Raw genomic sequence first — 25,763 nt, 5'->3', positions numbered from 1 at the left:
TGAACGTGGCGATCCAGGCAATGACATTGCGTCGATGTTGAATAGCCAACGTTCCGAATTAGATAGGGGGCGCGCCAGCGTCCTGTACCCCCTCATTGCATTGGGAATCCCGTGTCCCGAATAACCGCAATGCATTCAGTGGGAAATTCGCTTCGGTTTCCGATACGAATTGTTTCGCCGACGCCGCTTCGAGCGTTGCGTCCGTGCCGACGTCCGGCGTAGAAGACGCGTATCCGCGCGATACCCACCTGAATGGCGATGTCCCGCGGCCATTTCAGGAGCGACGCGATATCACGGTAGAGAACGTCTGCCACTCCCGCCTGGCGCGCCCGTTTCGCTCGAGACCTTTGTCCGACGGCTCGGTTTTTCCATCACTTCATCCCGGTGCCAATTCCTATCAGGGAAATCCCGGTAGTCTGCAAGGGTATCAAACGCGATTAACTTATATCAAACAAATTTTGACGACGATTTATGTTCCTGATATGGTTTTTCGCACCTGCAAAGCGCGTCCCGGTTTCGTGGGTGATCGGCGAAAAGTTCGCGTGCTTCTCCAGCGGCTGAACCGGACGCTCGACCAGCCTGCGACGGCGGTCGACATTTCCATGCCGCTTGTTGTCGTGGGTGGAGCGTGGCCCGGTTTCGTCTTCGCCGACCTCGCTCGTGGGTATGGCGTGCGTGTGGAACGTGACGACCCAATGCTTCTTCGAATTGCCATCGAAGAAACGTTCGGTTCCGCGCGGTGATCCGCTCGAGTGTTTCGGTTTCGCGGATTCGACCCGTCTGTTCGTCCGGATGGCGAATTCGATAGCAGCTGGAGCGACAACGGCAGCAACGCAGCGGCTTCGTCCCGGCGGGACGTCGCGGTGGCTCCAATCGAGGGAATGCCGGATAGGTCGAGATGCGAGGCGCCTTCCCGCATGAAATTTTGAGGATAACGAAATGATCGAGACGAATATGCCGATCTGGAGAACATGACGCCGGCTGTTGCAACCTGAGACGACGCGCAGGCCGTGCGCCGTCATCTGCATTCGAATACAACAAAACCCGTTTCAAACAATCCCGCAACCACTCCTGACAGTGAAATACAGATGAAAAACAAGAAAATCAAGGTCAGCGTTATCGCTGTTGCCGCCTTCGCCGCATCGTCGGCAGCAATGGCACAGTCGTCGATCACCCTGTATGGCATGCTCGATGCAGGTATTGGCTACACGTCGAACATCAATGGCCACAAGCGGTTCGGCCTCGATGGTGGTGCCGCAGGTTCGAACAAGTGGGGCCTCAGGGGGACGGAGGATCTCGGTGGCGGCCTCAAGGCGATCTTCAAGATCGAAAACGGCTTCAACATTGGTACGGGCGGCATAGGCGGCCAGGGGCCCATCGGTTCCACGCGTTCGTTGTTCAACCGCCAGGCATACGTATCGCTCGCTTCCGATCAGTACGGTACCGTGCGCCTGGGGCGCCAGCTCGACGCCGTGACGGAAATGGTTCAGGTGCTGACGGGCGACGCCATTTCGGCATCGACGTTCTCGACCCCGGGCGACGTGGACAACAACGACAACACGACGAACCAGAACAGCGCGGTGAAGTACATTTCGCCGCTCATCCATGGCTTCCAGGCCGAAGGCGCGTACTCGTTCGGCGGCGTGGCCGGTTCGATGGGTTCGGGCCAATCGTGGTCGGTGGCGGCGAATTATGCTCAGGGCGGTCTGACGGTCGCCGGCGGCTATTTCCATGCGGCAAACCAGGGTGAGAACGGGTGGATGAACGCAACGGCGCAACCGAGTTTCGGCGGTGCGCTGGGCTATCCGAGTTCGGGCTACAACGGCGGCAATGCATTCAAGAGCGCGGGCATCGCGCAAGTCGCCACGCAATATCAGATTGGTCCGTACACGGCCGGCTTGCGCTACTCGAACGCGCAGTACCAGGGCAACGCCGGCCAGCCGTCGATCCACTTCAACGTACTGGGCGCGCTCCTGCAGTATCAGGTAACGCCGGCGCTGTCGCTGGCGACCGGGTACACGTATGTCTACGGCTCCGCGGCCACGCCCGCGCTGGCTGCCGAGGGCCGCACGATGGCGTCGATCAACCAGGTGTCGCTGGGTGCGACGTACTCGCTGTCGAAGAGCACCGCGCTGTACGCGATGGGCGGGTACGTTCATGCCAAGGGCGCGCAGGCTTCCGTCGCGGACTTCGGCAACACCGCATCGGGTGGCAACCAGGTTCAAGTCAACATCGGTATGTACCACGGCTTCTGATCGCCGGCGTGGAAGTCCGGAGTAGTGGCTGCACTACTCCGGCAAACGCATTCTTCCGGCAGCCCCCCCCTCGAGCGGGTGTCGCGAGCTGAAAATTCCCCTCATCGATCGTTCGTTTTGCAGACAGTGACGAAGTTGCTGCATGGCGGGACGTTCATCCCGTAGCCGCATTGCGTTCAACGGCGAATGACGGTTGCTGGGGTTTCCAACGATCAACGGGCCACTTCAGGCGAATATCATCCGCCGCGTCGCGCTCAGATTCCCATCCGCTCCGCGACACCGTCCCGATCGACGAACTTGTGTTTCAGTCCGGCCGCGACGTGCATGACCAGCAGCAAGCCCAGCGTCAGCACCAGCGCGCGATGCAACGTATCGGTCAGGAGTCGCAGCGGTTCGTCGCGGCCTACAAGCACCGGCAATTCCGTGATGCCGAAGAAACTGACCGGATGGGCGCCAGCGAGGCGGTGCACGTAGCCGGTCAGCGGCACGAGACACAGCAGCAGGTACAGCACGCCGTGCAGTGCACCGGCGATTCGCGCCTGCCAGGCCGGAACACTGGCAGGCAGCGGCGGCGGCGTATGCGTTGCACGCCACGCGAGGCGCGGCACGGTCAGCATGAAGATCAGGCTGCCGATCGACGCGTGATAGAACAGGATCCCGTTGAACTGAGTCGAGTTGTGCGGAAAGGTATCCATGTAGATCCCGATCATCAGGTTCAACAGAATCAAGATGGCGATCGACCAGTGCATGGCGATCGCGAAGCGTGTGTAGGCGACGTGGTTGGGCTGCGACATTGCGGTCTCTCCGTTTCGGTTGGGCGTCGTGCACCGGCTCGTTCGGCGTGGTGCGCGGCCTGACGCCCCGATATACCGGAGCCGGCTTGGTTTTATTCCCGCGGCACGGATCGATCGCCATTCCTTTCATGTGGAAGGCAATCGAGATGTATTGAAAGGAATCGGGTGCCCTTGGCGGCATCGCATCGGCCGCAATACTCGCGACGTATGAGGTGCGGCTCGTCCCGGCGCGCCCCTCACTGATGTCCGACGGCCATGCCAACGGTCGCTTTCCGTCACGGCATCCCTCTTTCCGCGATCGTGCGCGCGATCGTTGCGACGGACCCGCAGACATCGATGCCGAAACGGTAACGCCGTCAGCCTGTAACGTCCGCTCCAGACATGCCGAACAGCCGGGCGACGACCGAACGCAGCCAGCGATTGCCGGCCTCCTGATGGTAGCGCGCGTGCCAGTGTTGCCGAACGGCGAAGCCTTCGACGGGAATGGGGCAGGGATGTACCGAAAGATCGCTGGCCTGAGCCAGCGTCTCGCCGATATGGCGCGGCAAGGTCGTGATCAGATCGGTGGTCTGCACAATGGCGCCGAGCCCCAGAAAACCGGGCAATTCAAGCACCACCTGCCGTTCAATGCGCTCGCGCACGAGCGCCTGCTCGAGCAGCGCCGTGCCCGTTCCCCCCGTGATCGCCACATGGCCTTCGGTGCGATACGCCTTGACGCCGAGCCGCTTGCGAATGCGCGGATGATGGCGATTCGCCAGGCACACCCAATCCTGCTCGTATAGCTGTTGCTGATAAATGCCGCCGCTCAGCCACGGCACGTATCCGATCGCAAGATCGGCCTCGCCTGATTCGAGCGCGCGTTCCGTGTTGCCGTCGATCCGCGCGGCTTCCAGGCGCACGGCAGGCGCTTGCTCGCGCACGTAGGCGAGCAGACGCGGCAGAAGCGTCACGTGACTCGCATCGGTCATGCAGATGCGAAAACGTCGCTGTGCGGTCGCCGGATCGAAGGCGATTTCCCACGCCGAGAAGCGCCGCAACGATTCGAGAATCTCCCGACACGGGCCGATCAGCGCATCGGCTTGCGGGGTGGGCGCCATGCCGCCGGGCGTCCGGATAAAGAGCGGATCGTGCAAATGCTCGCGCAACCGCGCGAGCCAGATGCTGACGGTCGGCTGGCTCTGACCGAGTTGTTCGGCCACGCGCGTGACGCTGCGCGTGTCGTAGAGCAGGTCGAACAGTTGCAGCAGCTTGAGGTCGGGCAGATCGGTCGGAATCATCGCAGGTCTATGTTATTGCGTGATGCAATGATGTCATTGTATCCATTGTATTGCGACATGATGCGGCGGCTCCTATCGTGACGTCACACGTTAAGGAGACGCACTTGAAAATTGCCATTCTGGGTGCCGGCGCGCTGGGCTGCGCGATTGGCGCGACGCTCACCGAAGGCGGCCACGAGACCTGGCTGATCGACCGCTCGCCCGATCATGTCAATGCGATGCGGGCCCACGGCCTGCGCGTCGATGACGCAAGCGGCACGCGCCAGGTGCAAGTCCGCGCGACCACCCGGCCGGACGAAGCAGGGGTGGCCGAGGTCGTGATCGTGCTCGTCAAATCGTTCCACACCGATGCGGCGATTCGCGGCGCGCAAGCGCTGGTGGGACCTGAAACGCTGGTGCTGTCACTGCAAAACGGCCTCGGTCACGAAGACATTCTTGCCGACGTGGTGGGCCGCGAACGCGTGCTCGCGGGCAAGACCTATGTGGGGGGCGTACTGCGCGGCATCGGGCATATCGAGTCGGGCGTCGCGGGCAAGCACACCATCATCGGCGAACTGGACGGGCGCGTGACGGATCGCGTTCGACGTATTGCCGACGCATTCAGCCACGCGGGCCTCGACACGCAGGTCAGCGACAACATCGTCGGCACCATGTGGGACAAACTGCTCGTGAACGTCGCGACGGGCGCGCTGACCGGCATCACGTCGCTGACTTACGGCCAGCTTTATGACGAGCCGCTGCTCAAGGCCACTTCGCTGGCGGCCGTCGCGGAAGCGATCGCGGCCGCGAAGGCGGCAGGCGTCACCCTGTCGATGAACGATCCGGAGCAGGCGTGGTCGCTTGCCGCCGAGGGTTTGCCCGCGGCGTTCAAGACGTCGATGCTGCAAAGCCTCGAAAAAGGTTCCGTGACCGAAATCGACTTCATCAACGGCTCGGTCGTGCGCTGGGGCGCGCGTTTCGGTGTGCCGACGCCGGTCAACGCCACGCTGGTTGCGTGCATCAAGGGCATCGAGCGCGCGATGGCCGACCGCCGGAAAGCGGAGGCGCAAGCATGAGCCAACCGAAAGCCTATCTCGAACACGTCGCCGTCTTCGTGCGCGACATCCACTGGCACATCCGTTTTTTCGAGGAGGTGTTCGGCATGACGATGCGCGAGGTCGACGGCACGACCGAAGCGCCGCGCCAGTACTGGACGCTCGGTGGCATGCAGTTCATCCACCAGCCGGATTTTTCGGGCCCAGAAGGAAGGCTTGGCCATCTCGGCATCATGTGCGAGGACGTCGAAGCGTCGCTCGCCGCCGCCCGCCGCCACGACGTGCAGCCCATGCCGCAAGGGGCGAACTGGCTGCGTTTGCCCGATGGTCTCGCCATCGAATTCATTCAGGCGAAACCCGCGCGCTGCGTGGGGCAGGCGCTCGCCATCAATCCGCGCGCGGAGGCATGACATGACCATCGTCGAAAAATACTGGGACGACGCACGCGAAGGCGACGAATGCGTGAGCCCGAGCTACACCGTCACGAAGGAACGCATTCTCGCGTACGCCGATCTCACCGGCGATCACACCCCTGTGCACGTCGATGAAGCGTATGCGAACGCGAGCCACTTTGGCTGCCTCGTTGCGCATGGATTGTTTGGTCTTTCGATTGCCGATGGCCTGAAAACCCGGAGCGATTATCGCTTTGTGCCGGGCATGTCGCTGGGCTGGAGCTGGGACTTCGTTCTGCCGATCAAGGTCGATGACGTGTTGCACGTGAAGTTTCGCATCGGCGCGATGCGCCCGAGCAAGAGCCGCCCGGATTGGGGCATCGTGACGCTTCCTTCGGAGCTGATCAATCAGCACGGCGAAGTCGTGCAGCGAGGCGAGCATCGCCTGATGGTGCCGCGCCGGCCGGGAGCCGAACGATGAAACAGGCGCGTCCACTCGAAGGAATTCGTGTCGTCGACTACAGCCACTTTCTCGCGGGGCCGTACGTAGGGCGTTGCCTCGCGGCGCTGGGTGCGGAAGTGATCAAGGTCGAGCGACCCGGCAGCGGCGACGCGGGACGCCAGCACGCAACCGTGCTTGACGATCGCTCAAGCGGCTATTTTCTGCAGCTCAATATGGGCAAGCGCGGCGTCAGCGTGAACATGAAGGACCCGCGCGGAAAGGCCTTCATGGAGCGGCTCTGCGATTCGGCCGACGTATTCGTGGAGAATTATCGGCCCGGCGCGCTCGACAAACTCGGGCTCGGCTACGAAGCGCTTTCCGCGCGCAATCCGGGGCTGGTCTACTGCTCCATTTCCGCGTATGGACACACGGGGCCGGACGCCCATCGCGCGGGTTTCGGACTGATCGCCGAGGCCAAGAGCGGCATCATGCAGATGGTCGGCACACCGGGCGACCGCCCACCGCTGCTGCGTATTTCGCTCGGGGACATGTACACGGGCATTCACGCGGTCGCGGCCATCAATGCGGCACTGCTCGGCCGCGTGAAAAGCGGGCGAGGGCAGCATATCGACATGGCACTTTACGACACGCTCGTCTCGATGCACGAATATGCGGTCCAGTGCTACACGCTTGCCGATGTGCTTCCAGAACAGACGGGGCACGACATGCCCGGCTCGACGCTGTATGGGGTGTTTCGCGCGATCGATGGCGATCTGGTGATCGCCGCGCAGGTGGACGATGCGTGGAAGCGCTTCGCGTCGCTGATCGAAGCGAGCGGCGGGCCGCGCGGCTTCGGCACCGACGAGCGATTTCACCATAGCGTGGGTCGCAATACTCATCGGCTGGACATTCTCGGCGTGGTCGAGCCGTGGGTCGCCGCGCGCACGGTGACGCAGATTCTCGAACTGCTCGACGGCATCGATGTGCCTTGCGCGAAGGTGCAACGTATCGACGAAGTGATTGCCGATCCGCAAATCCAGGCCCGCGGCATGATGGTCGAACAGGAGCATCCGCGTTACGGCACGCTGCGCCTGCCGAATCTGCCGTTCCGGTTTTCCGAGTGCGATACCACGATCCGCGAGGTTGCCCCCGATCTGGGGCAGCACAATAGCGAAGTCGCGCAATCGCTGGGTTTCACGCCCGCCGAGATCGATGCGATGCAAACCGACGGCGTGCTGTTCGACAAGTGAGGCGACGATGAGCGATACCTATGCGGTGATCGGCAATCCGATCGGCCATACGAAATCCCCGCTGATTCATGGTCTTTTCGCCGAAGCGACGCAACAGGCGATGCACTACACGGCCATCGAGGGGCCGCGCGAACCGGATGACGCGTTCGCGGGAGCGGTGCGGAAATTTATCGCGGCCGGCGGCAAGGGCATGAACATCACGGCGCCGTTCAAGCTTGCGGCATTCGACATGGCCGATGAGCGCAGCGAGCGCGCGACGCTCGCAGGCGCGGCGAACGCGTTCAAGTTCGAAGGCGGCCGGATTCTCGCAGACAACTTCGACGGCATCGGCCTGCTGCGTGATATCGAGGTGAATCTTCACACGCCGTTCGCGGGCAAGCGTGTGTTGCTGCTCGGTGCCGGCGGCGCGGCCCGCGGTGCGTTGCTTCCCTTCCTGGGCGCGCGCCCCGCACAACTGGTGGTGGCGAATCGTCATGTCGAGAAAGCGCAAGCGCTGGCATCGCAATTGGCTTCGTATGGCCCGATAACGGCGTGCGCTTACGGGGAACTCGAGCGCATGGGGCGTTTCGATCTGGTGGTCAACGCGACGTCCGCGAGTCTGACAGGCGATTTGCCGCCCGTGCCGCCCGGCGTTTTCAGCGCGCACGGCACGGCTTATGAACTGGCCTATGGCAAGCGCCTCACGCCGTTCTTGCGACTGGCGCGCGATGCGGGGGTCGCCGGTGTCGCCGATGGTGTCGGCATGCTGGTGGAGCAGGCGGCGGAAGCCTTTGCGTGGTGGCGCGGCGTGCGCCCCGAGACGCAAGCCGTGATCGACCTGCTTACCGTTCCGCTGGATCGGGTGTGAACGGGAGACGGTATGAAAGCATGCTGATGTAGACGGCCTCGATCACGACACGTTCGGCGGCATGCGAAACGCTATGATGCGCTTTCCGGCGAAACGAGTCGGCGTCAATGGTGATCGTTGGACTGAGGTGAATATTCCCCGTCACTCGATGCGCGATTCTTTCCCCGGCGATCATCGACGAGGCCACCCCATGCAACTTCAAACCGGCAATCTTTTCACCACCGACGGCCAGCGCGGTAAAGATGAACAAATCGACCGCCTCGTCACCGGGCAGCGTCTGAACGTAGAGCGAATCGTGTCGATGGGGCACGCGAGCCCCGATGGCTTTTGGTATGACGACTCGCGCGCCGAATGGGTCGTATTGCTATCGGGCGCAGCCGTACTCGAATTCGAAGAAGGCCCGACGCGCCATGAAATGCATCCCGGCGACTACGTGCTGATCGAGCCGCATTGCCGACATCGCGTTGCGTGGACGCACGAAACAACGCAATCCGTCTGGCTTGCGATTTATTACGAACGTTGAATCAGGAAAGTTCGGGCGACACGAAATCCGGCGCGTAGCGTGCAACCACGCGCGGGATGGCGCAAATCTTCACCACACCGGAACGGCTTTTAAATGCCGCCGGTATCGATGCCCAAATAGCAGGGCGGCGCGCTAGCGGGCGCCGGTGCGCGTCGAGAATCCTATTCCTGGATCAGGAATCGATTGCGATTCTTCGCGTCCTTGATCCATGCGGGCGCGCGACCGCGGCCCGACCAGGTTGCCCCGGTCTTCGGGTCGCGATACTTTGCCTGCACGGGGGCGGCCGCTTGCTTGGCCGGTCGACCACGACGCGTACCGAAAATGTCTTTCTCGGTAATGCCGAATTCCGCAACCTTGGTGCGGATGTCGTCGACGATCGCCTGGAATTCCGCGGCACGTGCAGCTTCGGCTTTCTCGGCCAAAGCTTCCATTTGAGCTTTCAATTCCTTGTACGTTGCCATGTATCACTCTTCAGGTTGAGTACACATATGATAGCGGTTTCAGCGGAAAATTTTGAGCAAATTCGCTTCGACTACGAGATTTGTCATCGATAAAGCCATGCTGGACTGCTTCGAACACCTGAAAAGTGTGTCATGTATGAGAAAACATAGAGGATTACCCGGAAACTTTTAACGGCGGCGGCACGTCGCTTTGATCGTTCACGGCGGCATTTCTTCCTCGAGACAAGTGGGCGAGAATTAATTGTTCTTTACATTTTTCTGAAGTATCGGGGAATTCACCAATGAACAGAGACGATAAGCTGACGCAGGTCGCCGCCGAATTCGGCTTCAATCCGGACGAGGAAATCAGGATCGGCGGAAAGTACACGCCCATTCTGGTCGACGGGAACACGGCCTACATTGCCGGCCAGATTCCGCGGATCGGCGACGTGGTGCATTTCGTGGGCGTAGTGGGGGAATCCGTTTCGCTCGACGAAGGTCGCCGTGCCGCCGGCGTATCGGTGCTGCGTGCGCTGTCGCTGATCAGGAAGCACTGCGGCACGCTCGACGCGATAGCGACCGTGCCGCGCATCACCGTGTATGTGCGAAGCGCGCCCGGCTTCACGATGCAAAGCGAAGTCGCCGACGGCGCATCCGACATGCTGTACGCAGTGCTTGGCGACGCAGGCGTCCATACGCGTACGTCGGTCGGTGTGCTGCAATTGCCCAAAGGGGCTTCCGTGGAAGTGGATTTCATTTTCGGGTTGAAGCATCGCGATGTCGGTATCTGACTTCAGCGAAACCTGCCTTGCGAGTGTGTAGTTGCGCGAAACATTCCTATAGCCGATGCACGACATGCCTGCTGGTGAAAGCACGCGCCAGCAATACGGAAAGCAAAGCACGCAATTACCTCCAAAGGACTTCGACAGCCTGCTCGCCGATGAGGATCTCGCGAAGCTCAGGCGGCGTTCGATATCTGCAATTTGAAGGTGCGCGGCGAATTGGGCGAATGGGCTGTGTTGTCGCTCGACCCGTGTCCAGGGAATCTCGCACGCCGATTTGTTGAGCCGGGCGCGCAGGTCGCCCGCGGTCCACGGCGCAGCGCTGCATGCTCGCCTCGTGCCTGCCGGCTAGTCATGCGTCGGACGCGCGTCGTCGAGTTAGTCAACTGATCGCGATTTTGTCTTCGGCCGGCAACCGCATGCCTTCCGCGCACCGCCCGACGACCGGAAAATTCCGGAAACACCGCCCCGCCAATATCGCCCCGTATCTCCATTTTGGGAGATGTCATTGCCCAACAGTCAGCCTACGATTGACCACAGGGCATCGGGGCCGGAAGTCGTCGGAGCAATCGGACAGGCGCCCCATTCCGTATCGAAATCAGCAAATGCCCGTGCGGTTTACTGACACAGCTTCTGCGTACGATGGCGACTGACGTGTGCGGTGAATGCTTTACACCGCAACACGATGGCGCGTTGATGACGGAAGGCCTGCTGTCGTATTTCGGGGAATTTCAATCAATATGCTGGCACGAGACTATGCGGAACGAGAGCTCTCTCACATTCAGAGAATGGTGGCTCTCCTGGACAGCGAGACGAGCGCTGACGATGTGTCGATGTCGGGTGCGGGGCGCGTGCGGCATCCGAGCTACTGGCGCGGGCGAATCGAGGAGCTGCTGTCGGCGCCCGACGTGCCGCGCCACGTCAGAACGCTCAGCGAAGCGGTGCTCGCGAAGATCAACGCGATGGAAATGCGGTTTTCGACGATGAAGTAAGTACATCGTCGGATACGGCGCGGGCATGCGCTTCATCGTGTCGTCGACCGGATGGCCGGTCGCTTATTCGAGCGCGATCACGTCGAGCAGCGCCGCACGAAATGCGGCCATCTCCGCGCCGGTGCCGATCGACACGCGAAGATACGCCGGCGGGCCGGACTCCCGAATCAGGACCCCGTGGCGCAGGAGGCCGCTCCAGATCCGGTGCCGATCCGCAAACTCGCCGAACATCACGAAGTTGGCATCGGAATCGGCCACCGTGAGGCCCAGGCCACGCAGCCACTCGACGGTCGAATCGCGCTCGGCCTTGATCGCGTCGACTTGCGACAGCATCTCGTCGCGCGCGACCAGCGCAGCGCAGGCCGCCGCCTGGGTGAACGCGGACAGGTGGTAGGGCAATCGAACCCGCTTCAGCGCGTCGACGATCGCCGGCGCGCACGCGCAATACCCGACGCGGCCGCCCGCGAACTTGAACGCCTTGCTCAGCGTGCGGGTGACGATGAGCCGGGGATGCTCCGGCAGCAGCGTCACCGCGCTGGGGACGCCGTGACGCCGGAATTCCGCATAGGCTTCGTCGACGACGACCATGCCCGGCGCGACGTCGAGTATCGCGCGGATATCGTCGACCGGCAGCGCGGTGCCGGTCGGGTTGTTCGGCGACGTCAGCAGGATGACGCTCGGCTGGTGCGCGCGAATGCTGTCGAGGGCCTGATCCCGATCCAGCGCGAAATCCCGGGTGCGCGGCAAGGTATGCAGGCGCGTGAAAGTCGTGCGGCAGTATTCGTCATACATAGGATACGCGGGCGTGAAGGCCAGCGCCGATCGGCCGGGGCCGCCGAATGCCTGCAGGATCTGCTGGATCACTTCGTTCGAACCGTTGGCCGCCCAGACGCTCGATGCGTCGACCGTCACGCCGGTGTCGTGCGTCAGATACGCCGCCAGATGCGCGCGTAGCTCGGCGAAGTCGCGGTCGGGATAGCGGTTCGCCGCGCGCGCGGCGTCGGCCACCGCGGTCGCGATGCGCGCGACGAGCGCGGCCGACGGCGGATAGGGGTTCTCGTTGACGTTCAGGCAGACCGGCACATCGAGCTGCGGCGCCCCGTACGCATGCTGCAACTTGAGACCCTCGCGGAGCGGTAAATCCGACAAGGCGATGTCTTTCCACGGCTGTTGCATTGAAAACACTCCGTACGGGTTCGATTGATCGGCGCGGCCCGTTTTCAAGGCCGCAAAAAACAAAAAAGGCGCCGGAGGCGCCTTGGTCGTCGTCTTGATCGGGCATTCACCCGATGCAATTGCTAGATGCGAAACGAGCCACGGCGCAACAGCGGGCGTCCGTGGTGATGGTGCAGCGAGAGCGTGGTGTTTCGAATCGTCATGCGCTGCATCATGGCATACCGTGATCCGGATGAAAAGCGGGCGGCACCGTGCATGCCGGAATAACGGCCATTACGTCTGACGATAAACGCTAACAAACGTGGTATTTCGATCAAACGCGAACGAGTGATTTAAACGTGGGCGCCGATTGACTAAGATGCGCAGAAGACGTTCGACAAAAACGCACGGCGCGGGGTGGCCAGATGCCAATGAACGGGTTGATTCCATCCGCATGGATCGATGACGTCTACGCTGCGGCGCTGGGCGATCAACGATGGGAAACGGTGCTGGACGGGCTGCGATCGTGCGTCGGCGTGCGCATGGTCACGCTGCTGTCTTTCGACGACGCGGCGCGGGTGCCGGCGATCGAGCAGGCGGCGGGTGACGACGCGTCATGGGTCGCCGCGTGTCATCACACCTACAACACCGAGTTCTATCGGTACGACCCGGTCGTGCCGGTCGCCGCCGACTGGCCGGCGGGCCGCTGGTTCGAGGACGTCAAGCACCTTTCCGCGCATCAGCGCGCGCACAGCGCGTTCTATCAGGAATTCCTTCACCCTTTCGGGCTCGGCAGCATCTCGGGCCTGTACATCCATCGCAGCGAGGGCTCCGGCGCATTCCTCAGCGTCCAGGGCGGCCTCGAATCGCAGGGGCTGTCCGACGATCAGCGCCACGCGATCGAAAACATGGGGATGCACATCAGCCGCGCGCTGCAGATCCAGGCGCGGATCGGCGAGCTCGAGGCGCGCGTGGCCGCCGCCGAATCGGCGCTCGATGCGCTTCCGGTGCCGGTGTTCCTGCTCGGCGCGCAGCGTGAGTTGCGCTACACGAATCGCGCGGCCGATCAGCTGATCGCGGCGGAACCGGCGCTGCGGGTCGTGAACGGGCGATTCGCGCCGGAAGGCTGCGTCGACGATGCGCAATGGCGGCAAGCGCACGCGCGCGGTGGGCTGTTGTTACGGCGCACAACGGGCGAACCGTTGCCGCTGGCGCTGATGCCGGTGCCCGAGCAATCGCGCCTGATGCGCGAGCGGCCGGGCGTCGCGACGCTGATGACGGCCGCCGACCTGCGTTCGCCGTCGGCCCGTGCGCAGCGGCTGCGCGTGTTCTACGGGCTGTCGTCGGCCGAGGCTGATCTTGCGGTGCTGCTGTGTTGCGATGGGCTGTCGCCGCAGGAATGCGCCGGGTTGCGCGGCGTGTCGATCGGGACGATCCGCACGCAGATCAAATCGATCTATGGGAAGACGGCGGTGGCGCGGGCGGCGCAGTTGACGTCGCTGGTTATGCAGACGTGAGGGGGCGGGCGTCGGATTTCGTGCTATCGGTTTGCTACGGCGCCAACGTAGTGGCATTTCGTTGTACGCGGTTGACTGCAGCCGCCCCCCTTGCGGTCGTCGGTTTCTTGCGAAGCGGCCATGCATCGGCGAAAACTCCAGGGCAGCGCAGCGTGTACCATGCACGTTCGTGGACACAGGACGGGTCGCGATGGAAAGCCTTATAACGAGTTCAGGCCGTGCCACGCTGTCGACGCAAGTCATCGGTAGCGGAGAACCGATTGTGTTTTTGCACGCTCGCGTCGCGGATCGCCGGATGTGGGCCCACCAGATGCGCGAAATTGGCGCTAGCCACCAAGCTATCGCCTATGATCGACGCGGATTTGGAGAAACAGTTGCCGAAGCAGAGGACCACTCTGCTGTTGGAGATTTGATCGCGGTTCTGGAGTCGGTCGCACGCGGGTTCCCTGCGATACTTGTTGCCTGTTCTCAAGGCGGAGGCATTGCGCTCGATGCGGCGCTTCGGTATCCGTCGCATGTCCGCGGTCTCGTTCTTATCGCACCGAACGTCACCGGTGCGCCGAAAATCACTCATGCAGCGCGGGTTGAAGAGTTGGTCACGCGTCTCGCGGCGGCTGAAGCGAAGCATGATATTAAAGAGGCCATCGCGATTCGCCGGACGCTCTGGCTTGATGGTCCACTTCAACCTGAGGGGCGCGTGACGGGTGAAGCTCGCAAATTGTTTGATGAGGTGAACGTTGTTGCGCTCGGTTTGCCGCCAACGGGTACGAACACCGATGTACCGATCGCTTACGGGCGGTTAGGCGAAATATCAGTGCCGACGTTGGTGGCGTGTGGGGATCTGGACCTGGTCGGTATTCAGGAAAGAAGTCGTTACGTCGCGGCTAACGTAGCCTGCGGGACGTTCCACCAAATATCAGGGACCGCGCATTTGCCGTCCCTCGAATGGCCACAGGAAGTCACGAGCATGATCGCGGGTTTCATCGATCAATTGTAGAGGCCGGCAAGAGCGGGGGCAGCGAAAACGCCAACGAAGAATTTCCGGAGGCGTATGAAGCGATTTTCGATGAGCTAGATAGTTTTATCGATTGACTGTTGATGGCCCACAAGCGCCCCCTCGTCGGGCCGCTTACACACCGAAGAGCGCCAACCCTGTCAGTACGACGCCGATCGCGGCAGCCCCCATCGACAGGTGTTGCATCCATTTCCGCCGCGTGAGAATCGTAATCGCAGCAAGCGCGATCGAGATCTGGATGATGGTAGTGGCCTGCGCCCAACGATGATGCCGGTGTAGCCGCTCCTCGCTTGCAGCGTTGCTCTTCACGACTTCTTGCTCGAGCGCTTCGGCGCGCTTGCGGATCGGCTCCTTCTCTTCGCGATACCGCGCCGCGTCTGCTTCGAAACGCTTTCTTTGCGGCGACGCTTCCTGGCTCAACGCCGCTCCGAGCTCGGCTAGATTCTGCTTCTCGCCCTTTGCCTGGTAATAGCCCCACAGGTTAGCTGCCTCGGTTTTCTGGATCGCGGCCTCGTTCTTGTGCAGCAACGCTAAATTCTCTTCCGCCCCGCTCTGATATGCGGAAATCGCGCCGACGCAGGCGAGGACAGCAGTCGTCACGGCGATGCGCGCCGCTCCGTGGCTTTCTTCATGCGCCGCAGGGTGCTCTACTGCATGATCGTGCGGGCCGTGAACTTCGAAATCTTCTGGCATGACAAGAACGTTCGCATGAGTTGAAGGGCTTGTACGCGGTTCCCACGCACGTGAGGAGCGTGTAGCACAAGTGGTGGCACTATCGCTGGGTCGCAGCTCAATTGGGGCAGTCCGTTCGTGCGAAAGTATGGACGAACAGACATGGTCTGCGGAACCTCACGCGATTTGAACGCCGACTCCCGCCAAAAGGGCTACGGTTCGACATTGTGCATGAATTGCCACTTCCCCAGTATGGGTCGACAGCAGTCGACCCGGAAACGACATTCGTCGCGGCTCTTTCAACGGCCCTTCGTCGCCGGCAAGCGGTCGTTCGTACGACATGCGACGAACTGCAAAGCAGTTGGTTAGTTGCGGCACATGCAAAGCTCGAACTCGTGTCCGTCCGGGCTGCTCAATACGATGCTTTTCATAGACTCGACCTTCAATCCGTCCAACACGACGGAGGCTCCGTTTTCCGTAGCCCGCTTCACGAATTCGTGAAGCGCATTTTCTTCGAACTCAAAGACAGGCACGGAGCTGCTACCTTTTATCTCATCTCCGAAATCGTTTAACAAAAGGCCCAGTCTGCTTGTGCCGACCATGAATTCAGTCCACTTGCCGGACTGCTTAAGCGGTTCATATCCGAGAAGTCGCTCCCAGAAGGAAGTGGACTTCCCCATATCACTCACCTTCAAATACACGGTACGAAGCTTCATGACGTATCCCCGATATGGATTCCAACTGAATGTATCAGACGCCAAAATAATTGGCTCACAGCAGCGTCCGCCAGACTCATGCAGTGATTGACGCTTGCGCATCATGCAACAGGCATGACCGTCCATACGCGGACGTGCGATTGTTACGTCGGAACGTCGCTTCCTATCTCCTTTCAATTGAAGGGAGATCCAGTCTGAACTCGGTATCAGCGGGCGCTGTCCGACCCGTTCCTGCCCTTCGGCCTTTGAGGGGCTCAGCGGCCGCTTTGGGTACGATTTCTCCGCGTACAAGCGGGCACCCACAGTCATGGGGAGCGGTTGTCTGTGGTGGCTCAGTTCGCTGGAGAGGGTTGTCTGCGCTCTCGCTTTCCCTCGCATATGCCGAGCGTAAATACGGCAAGCACGCCACTCGCGATCGCAAGCGGCCACATTAATGCGTCGTTTCCGAACGTCTTCATCGCAGCACTAGCGACGAGCGGCCCGACGATCGAGCTGGCCGTGAACGCTAGCGACACTAGCCGCATGTTCCTTACGAGCGCAGTCTTCTCGCTGCGTGCAGCCGCGTACATGCCCAGTGTGATGAACGCGCTATTCATGCCTCCGACTACGAGGCCGCTCGCCGGAAACAACCACGTCATTGGCGTGGCGAGCGCGAAGGTGACGAGTGCCAGCGTGCTCGTCATCGCACACACGATCACCGTGAATCCCAGACCAGCGCGGTCAGCCAGCCAGCCGACTGGAAATTGCAGCAGCATCCCGCCCAGGCCGAGGCAAGACAGCAGCAGGGTTGCCTGTGTGCCGCTCATTCCACGCGCACCGGCGTAGAGTGGGAAGAGACCATATAGCGCGCCGTCGATGATTCCACCAACAGCCACCACTACCATGCCGAGGCATACAAGTGCGCTCACTGGCCCGGTCGGGACGCCTCCGTGAGCGGTCGCCTCACGTGCAATGAGATTTGGCGGATGCCCCGATGCGGTCAACCAGAGTGGGATAGCTGCCGCAGATGTAAATGACAGGCCGGCGACAACCGTCGCGGAACCGTCTGGACCGCACCAAGCGGCCAGTGCCGGCGCGATTACGCCAGCTGTCGCAATGAGCGTCTCATGTACGCCGACCACCCGGCCACTCAACTCCTCGGGAACGAGACTATACAGACACGACTCGTTAGCGATCCAGCGCAGGCCAATGCCCAGTCCGGTCAGGATGCCTGGCACGATCCAGAGCGGCCACGACAACCAGGCGATGGACGAAAACGCAACGATACTGGCCGCGAGGCCGAGCGATACCGTTCGCCTTGCGCCGATGCGAGCAATCAGCACCGGGGCCGCCGCCAGACCCACGAGCATGCCAGCCCATTGCGACGCTGCGAAGAGGCCAGCGCGCTGCGCGTCGAGGCCTTGATGAGCGAGCCAGACCGGCAGCACGATGAAGCCAATGCCGAACTGCCCGATCTGCGCGAGCATCGACACGGCGGTCAGTGCGGCGATGGCTGACCAAGGCACCCCTGCTGAAGGTTTCATGGCGCACTCCGGGCCGGCATGGGTAACCCCTCTTCGCGGCATTCAACCGGGCAGCCTGCCTTGAGGCATGGCCCGTCGTCGCAAAAGCGACATAGCTGCATCGCTTGGGCAGGGTCGCGCGTCTCGTGCCAGAGCATCTTGATCATCAGGTTTTCGAGCACTCGGCGCTCATCGCTATCGAGATGGCCCACGATGCGCATCAGGATATTTTCGCGCGCGCTCTGCAAACGCTTTACTTCCCGTCGGCCACTGGCAGTCAGCGCCAGCGCGACGGAACGTTTATCGACACCGGCTCGCTTCTCAACGAGGCCGGCATCGACCAGGCCGGCTACGGCGCGCACAGCTGCGGGATGCGATAGTGCGACGGCATCGCGCAATAGTTCGATAGAGGCGTCTGGATATTGGCCGATTGCATTGAGCATCGCCCGCGCAGTGGGGCCGGCGAGAGCTGGAAGGGAGTGCAGCGCGAACATCTCGTCCGTGACGAGCACGGCGAGTGCGCCGAGTAGATTTTCCGTACGCTGTGTCATAGGGCACCCCAATACATGCATCATGCACATATGCAGTCTGCACATATTTGAGTGAAAACACAAGGGCGGCAGGTTTAGATGCAGCCAATTGCGCGTCCGCGCACCGAATGACTTTGACCGCTGTGGAAGAGCCATCTGGATGACCAAAGAGCAATATCGGCGATCGGCTGCTCCGGGCCGGCCGCCGCCCCCGGCGTTGCGAGCCAAGCCAGCTACTTCGACTGGGTCGAAAGTCGGAAAAGCATGGTGTTGGCCGTGCGCCCTACGCGAACATGCGACCTATTAGGTACGACTCCGGACGTCGACATCGCGAGGTGTTGTCGGCAATGCGTAGGGCAGTCGCAGTAGCTTAGGCACGCAGAGTCGCGAACCCGTCGCGCCGGTCGCGATTACTCCGGCGCCCTACGGCGGGGTAGACGAGGGCGCCTGCCCCTGCCCGGATTCCCTGTCGTTCATTCCGGTCGTGCCGCACGCGGCGGTGCATGGCCGGCGTGTGCTCCTGTCATCGCACCGATCTGCCGGTGCTGTGATCAGTCATCCTACGACAACTGAAAACGAAGCGAAAGTTTGGTTTCCGGTGCCGATGGAGGCGATCAGCTGACCACCCAGCTCAAACACACGCCCGTTCCCGGAAAACGTTTCGCGCAAACTCGCCTAAACAGAGAAAACGATTCCCTGAAACCTGCCCGAAACCCCTCATGGGGATAGCTCTACGGGTATGCACCAAGTGAGTTAAACGATTAACCGACGTACATTCGCGTCAACACGTCATACGACGTATGACTCAGCGGTCAGCGAGCACGGCGCCGAAGCATGCGCACACCGACGGATCGCCGCGCCACAAAGAGCACAACCATCAAGGAGACTGACGATGAAGCACCGATTCAACCGCTCCCGTATCGCCCTGGCCGTCGCGCTGATGGCCGGCTTCGCGATGTCCGCGCAGGCGCGCGTGTTCCGCTCGGCGGACGTGCATGGCGACAACTTCCCGACCAACATGGCCGTGAAGTTCATGGGCGACGAACTGTCGAAGCAGACGGGCGGCAAGGATTCGATCAAGGTGTTCGGCAACAGCGCGCTCGGCTCGGAGAAGGACACGGTCGACCAGGTGCGGATCGGCGCGATCGACATGGCGCGCGTGAACGGCGCGTCGTTCAACGAGATCGTGCCGGAATCGCTGATCCCGTCGTTCCCCTTCCTGTTCCGCGACGTCGATCATTTCCGCAAGGCGATGTACGGGCCGGCCGGCCAGAAGATCCTCGACGCGTTCACCGCGAAGGGGATGATCGCGCTGACGTTCTACGAGAGCGGCGCGCGCTCGATCTACGCGAAGCGTCCGGTGCGCTCGCCGGCGGACATGAAGGGGCTGAAGGTGCGCGTGCAACCGTCGGACCTGATGGTCGACGAAATCAAGGCGATGGGCGGCACGCCGACGCCGATGCCGTTCGCCGAGGTGTACACGGGCCTGAAGACGGGCCTCGTCGATGCAGCCGAAAACAACATGCCGTCGTACGAGGAAACCAAGCACTACGAAGTGGCGCCCGACTACTCGGAGACGCAGCACGCGATGACGCCGGAAGTGCTGGTGTTCTCGAAGAAGGTCTGGGACACGCTGTCGCCGCAGGAGCAGGCGGCGATCAGGAAAGCGGCGGCCGATTCGGTGCCGTACTACCAGAACCTGTGGACCGCGCGCGAGGCGTCCGCGCAGCAGCTGGTGACGAAGGGCGGCGCGAAGATCCTGCCGGCCGCGCAGATCGACCGCGCGGCGTTCGTGAAGGCGATGCAGCCGCTGTGGACCAAGTATGAGAAGACGCCGCAGATGAAGCAGATCGTCGACGAGATCGAGGCCACCAAGTGACACGCCGCACTTCCCTGAACGGCGCAACCGCCGCGGGCGGCGGGGCCGCCGCCCCGGACGGCGCAACAGCGCCACGCCGGCATGCCGCGCCGCTGTTGCGTTGCGTGAACGACGTGCTGTTCCGCGTGCTGGCCGTGATCGCGTCGGCGTGTCTCGCGGTGCTGACGGTGCTGGTGTTTTACGCGGTCGTGATGCGCTACGTGTTCGAGAACGCACCGGATTTCGTGGAGCCGATCGCGCTGCTGCTCGTGATCGTGATCGCGATGTTCGGGGCGGCGATGAAGGTGCGCGACGGCGGCCATATCGGCCTCGATTCGCTGGTGCGCCGGCTGTCGCCGACGGCGCGCACGGTGGTCATCGCGATCCAGCACCTGAGCCTGATCGCGTTCGCGATCATGATCATGATCGGCTGCGGCAGCATGGCCGCCGAGACGATGGGCGACCGCATCCCGATCATCGGGCTGCCCGAAGGCGTGCGCTACCTGATCGCGATGCCCGCGGCGATCGCCATCATCCTCTTCTCGCTCGAGCACCTGCTCGCGCTTCGTCGTTCTACGCCGGGACAATAACGCCATGGAACTCGCGATCCTGTCCGTCAGTTTTCTGATTTTCCTCGTGCTCGGCGTGCCCGTGTCGTTCGCGCTCGGCATCGCCTGCGTACTGACCTACATGGTCGAAGGCTTGCCGATCGCGACCGCGATGCAGGCGATGATCTCGGGGATGAATGCGTTCTCGTTTCTCGCGGTGCCGTTCTTCATCTTCTCCGGCGAACTGATGCTGCATGGCGGCATCGCGGACCGGATCCTGCGCTTCGCGCAGGCGACCGTCGGCCACTTCCGCGGCGGCCTCGGGATGGCGAACGTCGTCGCCTGTACGCTGTTCGGCGGCGTGTCGGGCTCGCCGACCGCCGATACGTCGGCGATGGGCGGCGTGGTGATTCCGCTGATGAAGCGCGAAGGCTACAGCGCCGCGTACGCGGTCAACGTGACGACGCATGCGTCGCTCGCCGGCGCGCTGATGCCGACGTCGACCAACATGATCATCTACGCGTTCGCCGCGCAGGGCATCACCGGGATGCTGCACGGCCAGCCGGTGAGCGGCGTGTCGATCGGCGACCTGCTGTTCTCGGGGCTGCTGCCGGTGTTGTGGGTGATGGGCTTCGTGCTGGCCGCCGCGTACTGGCAGGCCGTGCGTCACGGCTATCCGCGCCGTGAAGACGGCTCGTCCGCGCTGCCTGCGTTCCCCGGCTGGTATGCGGTGCTGCGCAGCTTCGTCGGCGCGGTGCCCGGGCTGATGGTGATCGCGATCATCCTCGTGTGCGTCGCGAAGGGGATTGCCACCGCGACCGAAGCGGCCGCGATCGCCGTCGTGTACTCGCTCGTGCTGACCGCGGTGGTCTACCGGACGCTGACGGCCGAGAAGCTGCGCCGCGCGCTGTCGCATGCGGCGCGCACGACGGGCGTCGTGCTGCTGCTGATCGCGGTGTCCAACATGCTGCGCTTCCAGATGTCGTACCTGGAGATCCCGGATGCGATCGAAGGGCTGCTGAAGCAGTCGACCGCCGCGCCGTGGCTGATGCTGCTGTACATCAACATCATCCAGGTGTTCCTCGGCACGTTCGTCGACATGGCCGCGCACATCCTGATCACGACGCCGCTGTTCCTGCCGATCGCGATGGCGTGCGGCGTCGGGCCGGTGCAGTTCGGGATCATGCTGCTGCTGAACTGCTCGCTCGGCCTCGTGCATCCGCCGATCGGCTCGGTGCAGTTCGTCGGCTGCGCGATCGGCAACGTGTCGATCGGCGAGACCACTAAGATGGCGTGGCCGTATTACCTCGCGATCTTCAGTGCGATCAACATCGTCACGTACCTGCCGTTCTTCTCGACGTGGCTGCCTAGCCTGATCAGCGGGCACGCGGTGTTCTGATCAGCTGTTTCACCTGCAGCGGCGCCGGACGACTCGGGTTGTCCGGCGCCGCTATCGCGTTGAACGTTCCCTTCACGCAGAACTGACGCGCGGCACGAGCTTGCAAGAGGTCGGTTACTTCAGAGCGGAGTCGGGCGCTTCGCACGGGAAGCCGAGTTGCGCGGCTTCGGAACGGTTGACGACCCGTTGTCCCGCGGACGGATCGGGGTAGTCCGGAGGTGCGTATCGAAATTGCTCCTGCATGCCCGGCATTAACCGTTGAACGTCAAAAATCAATACAAAATGCTTTCTCTTATATTCAATAATGTAATTATTTGCGTTGTTGACACGGTTTCCGTTCGCGAATAGATTTAAAAGCAAGTCTTACAAGTACACGAATGAAATGACTGCGCCGAGGGGAAAATGAAAATTATCGATCGTCCGGGGAATCGAGGCTCCAGGGCTGCGCAGCGGCCGAGGCGGAGAAAATCGCACGGCATTGCGCCATTGCGATCGACCGGATCGAGTTGATCCGCTAGACGTCTTGCTTTCACCCGGGGCGCTTCGCACCTGTCATCCAGCTTGTATCGAGCCGACCGCGTGCTGCGATTGCAGCGATGACGCGGGCATCGCTCGGCAGGCCGGTTTCGCGAAGCGGACGCCGCGTGCATTCGCGCCGGTAGGCCCGGATTGAAGCCCCCGCCGCCCAGTGCCGTCACGGCCGGACTCACATCTCGTCAAACGCATGAAACGCCCAACGTTGAAAGCCTGCATCGTCGGCACCTGGCAGGATGCCTGGCGCGCGGTCGGCCAGATGCCGGACCAGCACGTGCTTATGCTGGTCGTATTGGTGGCCATTTTTTTTGTGGAGCATTTCGCGATGCGTGCCGCCAGCACGCGCTATCCCGATCACGCCGTGTTGAGCGCGCTGCTGAAGGTGCGCGGCTTCAAGTCCCTCGTTGGGAATGCGTCGAATTTTGCCAATGCGTTGCTGGCCGTGCCATTGATGCGCTATGTGCTACTTGGGAATGCTTCGAGCGCGCGGAACGTGTCCGGGAAAACCTATATCCGATACTTTCTCCACTGGGTGCTGTACGTGTCCGTGCAGTCGTTGATCACGTGGTTCATATTCACGATCCACACGAGCCCCAGGCCGCTGGTAGCCTTGGCGGGGTTGATCACCACCCTTGTGCTGACCGTGGCGTTGGCGCATTTCCTGTTCTGCTACCTGCTGATTTTCCCCCGTGTTGCACTGGAGTTGCCGCTGCAGTGGAAGGCTGTGTGGTCCGACATGAAAGGCCAGCGATGGAGCGCCTTCCTTATTTTCATGATTGCGGGTTTCCTGCCGCCTTTCCTGTTGGAGGCACCGATTTTCAGCGTGCCGCTTCTCCATGCTGCGCCCTTGCCCATCCAGGTGGTCGTCAAGGCCACGCTCAAGATCGTCGAAATTTCTCTGGGCGCCGCGGCGACCGCGTGGATTTATCGCCGGTGCGTATGGCGGTCCGATGACGGTTCGGAGGGTCTGACGGGCGACGGCAAACCCGTCACTGAAGCGATGCCCGAGCGTGGCGTCAGATCCTTCTGGCAGCTCGATCGTTCGACGGCATCGTTGAGCCAGGATAGAAGTCGGCAGGCCAGCAGCGATCGCACGCTGGAAGGTTTTCTCGCCCGCAACACCGAATGGCTCCTGCCGTTGGGGCTGTACGGGATGCTCGTCCTATTGAGCAATTCTGGCGGGCCGCTGCCGATCGGCGTGCGTCTGATCACCGGTCTCGTCGCCGTGTTCCTCCTGGGAAAGGCCTGCTACAAGGCGGCACGCGCGTCGTCGCCGTTCGCGACGGTCGTCGCTGGGATCATCATGGCGACGCTCGCGTGGCTGTTCTATGCGCACGGGGCGCAGGCGGTTTACATGCTGCCTTACCCCTTCGGGCAAAGCACGGTTCATCTCCATCGTCACGGGTTCTGACGTCCGGCTCGCGGATGCAGGCCACGGTGTCGGTCTTCCGGATTGCGCGGACCGGGTGAGCTTCAGCCTGGGGCGGCATTGAGCGGGATATCCGCGGCAGCGGCGATGCACGCGCAGGAAACGATGATCGCGGGAGGGTGGAGGCCCGCGATCATCGCCGCATCGCGACCGATCAGTCCTGCTGCCAGCCCGGATCGATGCCGTCGCCGGCCGCGCCATCGCCCGACCGGTCGTCACGCCAATCTTCCAGCTCGCGCCACAGCGCCGGGCGCGCATGATCGCGCGGCGGCAGCTTGATGACGTACGCCACGCCTCGCACGTTGACCACGACGCCCGAGTCGGGCAGCGTGGTCGGGATGCCGGACAAAGGCGGTTCGTCATCCGGTTCGGAAACGGTACCCAGGCCGGGCGGGTGTCGAAGGATCATGCGAATTCTCCGTGGCGCCGCTTGACGGCGCATCAATAGCGGACACGCCCGATCAGACCCAGCGGGTCGACGGCGTGCTGGATGGCGGCGGCGACCTGCCGTTGTGCGGCCGGCACATGCTTGCGGTAGTACGCGACGTTGACCGGCCCGATGCCATGCTCGGCGCTGAAGCAGCCGCCGGCCCGCACGACACGGTCGTACAGCGCGCCGCGCAGCGCCACCTGCTGCAGCGGCCCGTAGCGTTCCGCACTGGCGTGCGGGATCGACACGACGAGATGGCAGCCGCCGTCGCCGAAATGCCCGAACGTGTGACAACGCAGCGACGGATGCACGGCCGCGATCCACTGCTCGGCGTCGGCGACGAACGCGGCCAGCGCGCCGCGCGGAAACGACACGTCGAACGACAGCGGGATGCCGTCCTGCGCCACCGCGGCCGGCAGCGCATCGCGGATCCGCCAGAACCGTTCGGCCGGTGCGCAGGCCGCATCGAGCACCACGTGCTCGCCCGCCAGCGTGTCGAGCGTCGCGATCGTGCGTTCCTCGAGCAGTGCATCGAGCCCCGGCATGCCGGTCGCGATCTCGACGAGCGCATAGCACGCGGCAGCGTCGGCTTCGAACGGAACACGCGACGCCGGATACGCGGCTGCGACGCAGCCGACGGCCGCCGCGGACATGAATTCGAATGCCGACAGCATCTCGCCGAATGCACGTTCGAACGCGAGCAGGCCGGCGAGCGCCGCGTCGTACGATGCGAACGCGACGAACGCCGCGCACGACGACCGTTCGACAGGCGCGAGCGCGAACGACACGGCCGTCACGAGCCCGTTGGCGCCGTTCGCGCCGATGAAGCATTGCGTGACGTCGAAGCCCGCGTTGCGCTTGCGCAGCGGCGCGAGCGCGTCGATCACGGTGCCCGCCGCGTCGGCGAGCACGACTTCGACGCCGAGCACGTTGCGGCGCACGTCGCCGTACTTGATCAGGCGGCTGCCGCCCGCGTTCGCGCCGACGAGGCCGCCGGCCGTGGGATCGCTGCCGAGATCGATCGGCAGGCAGAGGCCGGCTTCGGCCGCCACGCGGTTGATGTCGGACAGCCGCGCGCCGGCCTCGACCGTGATGCTGCGATTCGCCGCGTCGAACACGCGCACCGCGCGCATCCGGTCGAACGACACCACGCATTGCGTGCCGCTGCGATCGGGCACGGCCGCGCCGACGAGCCCGCTGCGCGCGCCCTGCGCGACCAGCGCGATGCGGTGCGCGACGGCGACTCGGGCGAGTGCGCTCGTGTCGGCGGTCGACGCGGGCCGAGCGATGCCGAGCGCGATGCCGCCGTGCAGTGTCACATCGGTTTCATACGATGAACACGCGTCACGAGTTGCCCCGTCGAGCCAGCCGTCGCCGAGCGTCGCGGCGAGCGCGTGCCGCTGCGCGGCGCGGTCGGGCAGCGCGCTCAT

Annotated in this window: 26 protein-coding genes; 16 read left to right on the top strand and 10 right to left on the bottom strand. The window is 62.8% G+C overall.

Annotated features, from left to right (window positions below):
* Positions 1–203: 203 nt before the first annotated feature.
* Both CFB47_RS40930 and CFB47_RS36415 read left to right on the top strand, forming a co-directional pair.
* A complete protein-coding gene (locus CFB47_RS40930; RefSeq protein ID WP_143330914.1) occupies positions 204–743 on the top strand; it encodes a hypothetical protein in 540 nt (179 codons plus the stop codon).
* A 345-nt stretch (positions 744–1,088) separates the two neighbouring features.
* On the top strand, positions 1,089–2,255 hold the full coding sequence (locus CFB47_RS36415) for a porin (RefSeq protein WP_089429852.1): 1,167 nt from the start codon (positions 1,089–1,091) through the stop codon (positions 2,253–2,255).
* 254 nt (positions 2,256–2,509) lie between these two features.
* Here CFB47_RS36415 and CFB47_RS36410 read toward each other — a convergent pair whose 3' ends face one another.
* Both CFB47_RS36410 and CFB47_RS36405 read right to left on the bottom strand, forming a co-directional pair.
* The gene (locus CFB47_RS36410; RefSeq protein WP_089464143.1) at positions 2,510–3,049 is read right to left on the bottom strand and encodes a cytochrome b; all 540 of its coding nucleotides are present in this window, start codon (positions 3,047–3,049) and stop codon (positions 2,510–2,512) included.
* 356 nt (positions 3,050–3,405) lie between these two features.
* On the bottom strand, positions 3,406–4,326 hold the full coding sequence (locus CFB47_RS36405) for a LysR family transcriptional regulator (RefSeq protein ID WP_089464142.1): 921 nt from the start codon (positions 4,324–4,326) through the stop codon (positions 3,406–3,408).
* Positions 4,327–4,430: 104 nt separating this feature from the next.
* Here CFB47_RS36405 and CFB47_RS36400 point away from each other — a divergent pair, with 104 nt between their 5' ends.
* The 6 genes from CFB47_RS36400 (at position 4,431) to CFB47_RS36375 (ending at position 8,814) form a co-directional block, all read left to right on the top strand.
* Positions 4,431–5,381, top strand: a complete 951-nt coding sequence (locus CFB47_RS36400; RefSeq protein ID WP_089459545.1) for a ketopantoate reductase family protein — start codon at positions 4,431–4,433, stop codon at positions 5,379–5,381.
* Positions 5,378–5,770 carry a VOC family protein gene (locus CFB47_RS36395; RefSeq protein ID WP_089459544.1) on the top strand — a complete coding sequence of 131 codons (393 nt, stop codon included), beginning with the start codon at positions 5,378–5,380 and terminating at the stop codon, positions 5,768–5,770. The genes CFB47_RS36400 and CFB47_RS36395 overlap by 4 nt, the downstream gene beginning before the upstream one ends.
* Position 5,771: 1 nt before the next feature.
* A complete protein-coding gene (locus tag CFB47_RS36390) occupies positions 5,772–6,233 on the top strand; it encodes a MaoC family dehydratase (protein WP_039347828.1) in 462 nt (153 codons plus the stop codon).
* A complete protein-coding gene (locus CFB47_RS36385; RefSeq protein WP_089464141.1) occupies positions 6,230–7,444 on the top strand; it encodes a CaiB/BaiF CoA-transferase family protein in 1,215 nt (404 codons plus the stop codon). Before CFB47_RS36390 ends, CFB47_RS36385 begins: the two co-directional genes overlap by 4 nt.
* Before the next feature lie 7 nt (positions 7,445–7,451).
* Positions 7,452–8,291: a shikimate dehydrogenase gene (gene aroE / locus CFB47_RS36380; RefSeq protein WP_089464140.1), complete on the top strand. Its 840-nt coding sequence runs from the start codon at positions 7,452–7,454 to the stop codon at positions 8,289–8,291.
* 190 nt (positions 8,292–8,481) lie between these two features.
* Positions 8,482–8,814 carry a cupin domain-containing protein gene (locus CFB47_RS36375; protein WP_089464139.1) on the top strand — a complete coding sequence of 111 codons (333 nt, stop codon included), beginning with the start codon at positions 8,482–8,484 and terminating at the stop codon, positions 8,812–8,814.
* A gap of 161 nt (positions 8,815–8,975) precedes the next feature.
* Here the strand turns inward: CFB47_RS36375 and CFB47_RS36370 are convergent, their stop codons facing one another.
* Entirely contained in the window at positions 8,976–9,275 is a 300-nt protein-coding gene (locus CFB47_RS36370) for an H-NS family nucleoid-associated regulatory protein (protein ID WP_011350136.1), read from the bottom strand.
* Between the two features lie 281 nt (positions 9,276–9,556).
* Here CFB47_RS36370 and CFB47_RS36365 point away from each other — a divergent pair, with 281 nt between their 5' ends.
* Complete coding sequence (locus CFB47_RS36365) at positions 9,557–10,045, top strand: RidA family protein (protein ID WP_089459540.1); 489 nt, start codon at positions 9,557–9,559, stop codon at positions 10,043–10,045.
* A gap of 731 nt (positions 10,046–10,776) precedes the next feature.
* On the top strand, positions 10,777–11,028 hold the full coding sequence (locus tag CFB47_RS36360; protein WP_089464138.1) for a hypothetical protein: 252 nt from the start codon (positions 10,777–10,779) through the stop codon (positions 11,026–11,028).
* 63 nt (positions 11,029–11,091) lie between these two features.
* Here CFB47_RS36360 and CFB47_RS36355 read toward each other — a convergent pair whose 3' ends face one another.
* The gene (locus CFB47_RS36355; protein ID WP_089464137.1) at positions 11,092–12,204 is read right to left on the bottom strand and encodes a histidinol-phosphate transaminase; all 1,113 of its coding nucleotides are present in this window, start codon (positions 12,202–12,204) and stop codon (positions 11,092–11,094) included.
* 410 nt (positions 12,205–12,614) lie between these two features.
* Here CFB47_RS36355 and CFB47_RS36350 point away from each other — a divergent pair, with 410 nt between their 5' ends.
* Complete coding sequence (locus CFB47_RS36350; RefSeq protein WP_256946839.1) at positions 12,615–13,700, top strand: helix-turn-helix transcriptional regulator; 1,086 nt, start codon at positions 12,615–12,617, stop codon at positions 13,698–13,700.
* 190 nt (positions 13,701–13,890) lie between these two features.
* On the top strand, positions 13,891–14,697 hold the full coding sequence (locus CFB47_RS36345) for an alpha/beta fold hydrolase (RefSeq protein WP_089464135.1): 807 nt from the start codon (positions 13,891–13,893) through the stop codon (positions 14,695–14,697).
* 132 nt (positions 14,698–14,829) lie between these two features.
* Here the strand turns inward: CFB47_RS36345 and CFB47_RS36340 are convergent, their stop codons facing one another.
* The 4 genes from CFB47_RS36340 to CFB47_RS36325 form a co-directional block, all read right to left on the bottom strand.
* Positions 14,830–15,408, bottom strand: a complete 579-nt coding sequence (locus CFB47_RS36340) for a DUF4337 domain-containing protein (protein ID WP_089464134.1) — start codon at positions 15,406–15,408, stop codon at positions 14,830–14,832.
* Between the two features lie 344 nt (positions 15,409–15,752).
* Positions 15,753–16,103, bottom strand: a complete 351-nt coding sequence (locus tag CFB47_RS36335) for a VOC family protein (protein ID WP_089464133.1) — start codon at positions 16,101–16,103, stop codon at positions 15,753–15,755.
* Between the two features lie 332 nt (positions 16,104–16,435).
* The gene (locus CFB47_RS36330; protein ID WP_089464132.1) at positions 16,436–17,626 is read right to left on the bottom strand and encodes an MFS transporter; all 1,191 of its coding nucleotides are present in this window, start codon (positions 17,624–17,626) and stop codon (positions 16,436–16,438) included.
* Positions 17,623–18,156, bottom strand: coding sequence for a MarR family winged helix-turn-helix transcriptional regulator (locus CFB47_RS36325; RefSeq protein WP_089464322.1), 534 nt, complete (start codon positions 18,154–18,156; stop codon positions 17,623–17,625). The genes CFB47_RS36330 and CFB47_RS36325 overlap by 4 nt, the downstream gene beginning before the upstream one ends.
* A gap of 871 nt (positions 18,157–19,027) precedes the next feature.
* Here CFB47_RS36325 and CFB47_RS36320 point away from each other — a divergent pair.
* The 4 genes from CFB47_RS36320 (at position 19,028) to CFB47_RS36305 (ending at position 23,885) form a co-directional block, all read left to right on the top strand.
* Positions 19,028–20,014 carry a TRAP transporter substrate-binding protein gene (locus CFB47_RS36320; RefSeq protein ID WP_089464131.1) on the top strand — a complete coding sequence of 329 codons (987 nt, stop codon included), beginning with the start codon at positions 19,028–19,030 and terminating at the stop codon, positions 20,012–20,014.
* Positions 20,011–20,583, top strand: a complete 573-nt coding sequence (locus CFB47_RS36315) for a TRAP transporter small permease (protein ID WP_089464130.1) — start codon at positions 20,011–20,013, stop codon at positions 20,581–20,583. Before CFB47_RS36320 ends, CFB47_RS36315 begins: the two co-directional genes overlap by 4 nt.
* A gap of 4 nt (positions 20,584–20,587) precedes the next feature.
* Complete coding sequence (locus CFB47_RS36310) at positions 20,588–21,940, top strand: TRAP transporter large permease (protein ID WP_059241306.1); 1,353 nt, start codon at positions 20,588–20,590, stop codon at positions 21,938–21,940.
* Between the two features lie 724 nt (positions 21,941–22,664).
* A complete protein-coding gene (locus CFB47_RS36305) occupies positions 22,665–23,885 on the top strand; it encodes a hypothetical protein (protein ID WP_089464129.1) in 1,221 nt (406 codons plus the stop codon).
* 172 nt (positions 23,886–24,057) lie between these two features.
* Here CFB47_RS36305 and CFB47_RS36300 read toward each other — a convergent pair whose 3' ends face one another.
* Complete coding sequence (locus tag CFB47_RS36300) at positions 24,058–24,312, bottom strand: hypothetical protein (RefSeq protein ID WP_089464128.1); 255 nt, start codon at positions 24,310–24,312, stop codon at positions 24,058–24,060.
* A gap of 32 nt (positions 24,313–24,344) precedes the next feature.
* Positions 24,345–25,763, bottom strand: a complete 1,419-nt coding sequence (locus tag CFB47_RS36295; RefSeq protein ID WP_089464127.1) for an FAD-binding oxidoreductase — start codon at positions 25,761–25,763, stop codon at positions 24,345–24,347.

The sequence above is a fragment of the Burkholderia sp. AU27893 genome (assembly GCF_002223205.1).
In the GTDB taxonomy this organism is placed as follows: domain Bacteria; phylum Pseudomonadota; class Gammaproteobacteria; order Burkholderiales; family Burkholderiaceae; genus Burkholderia.
The sequence above is the reverse complement of the archived record's forward strand: the minus strand, read 5'-3'. Positions and strand labels throughout refer to the sequence as shown.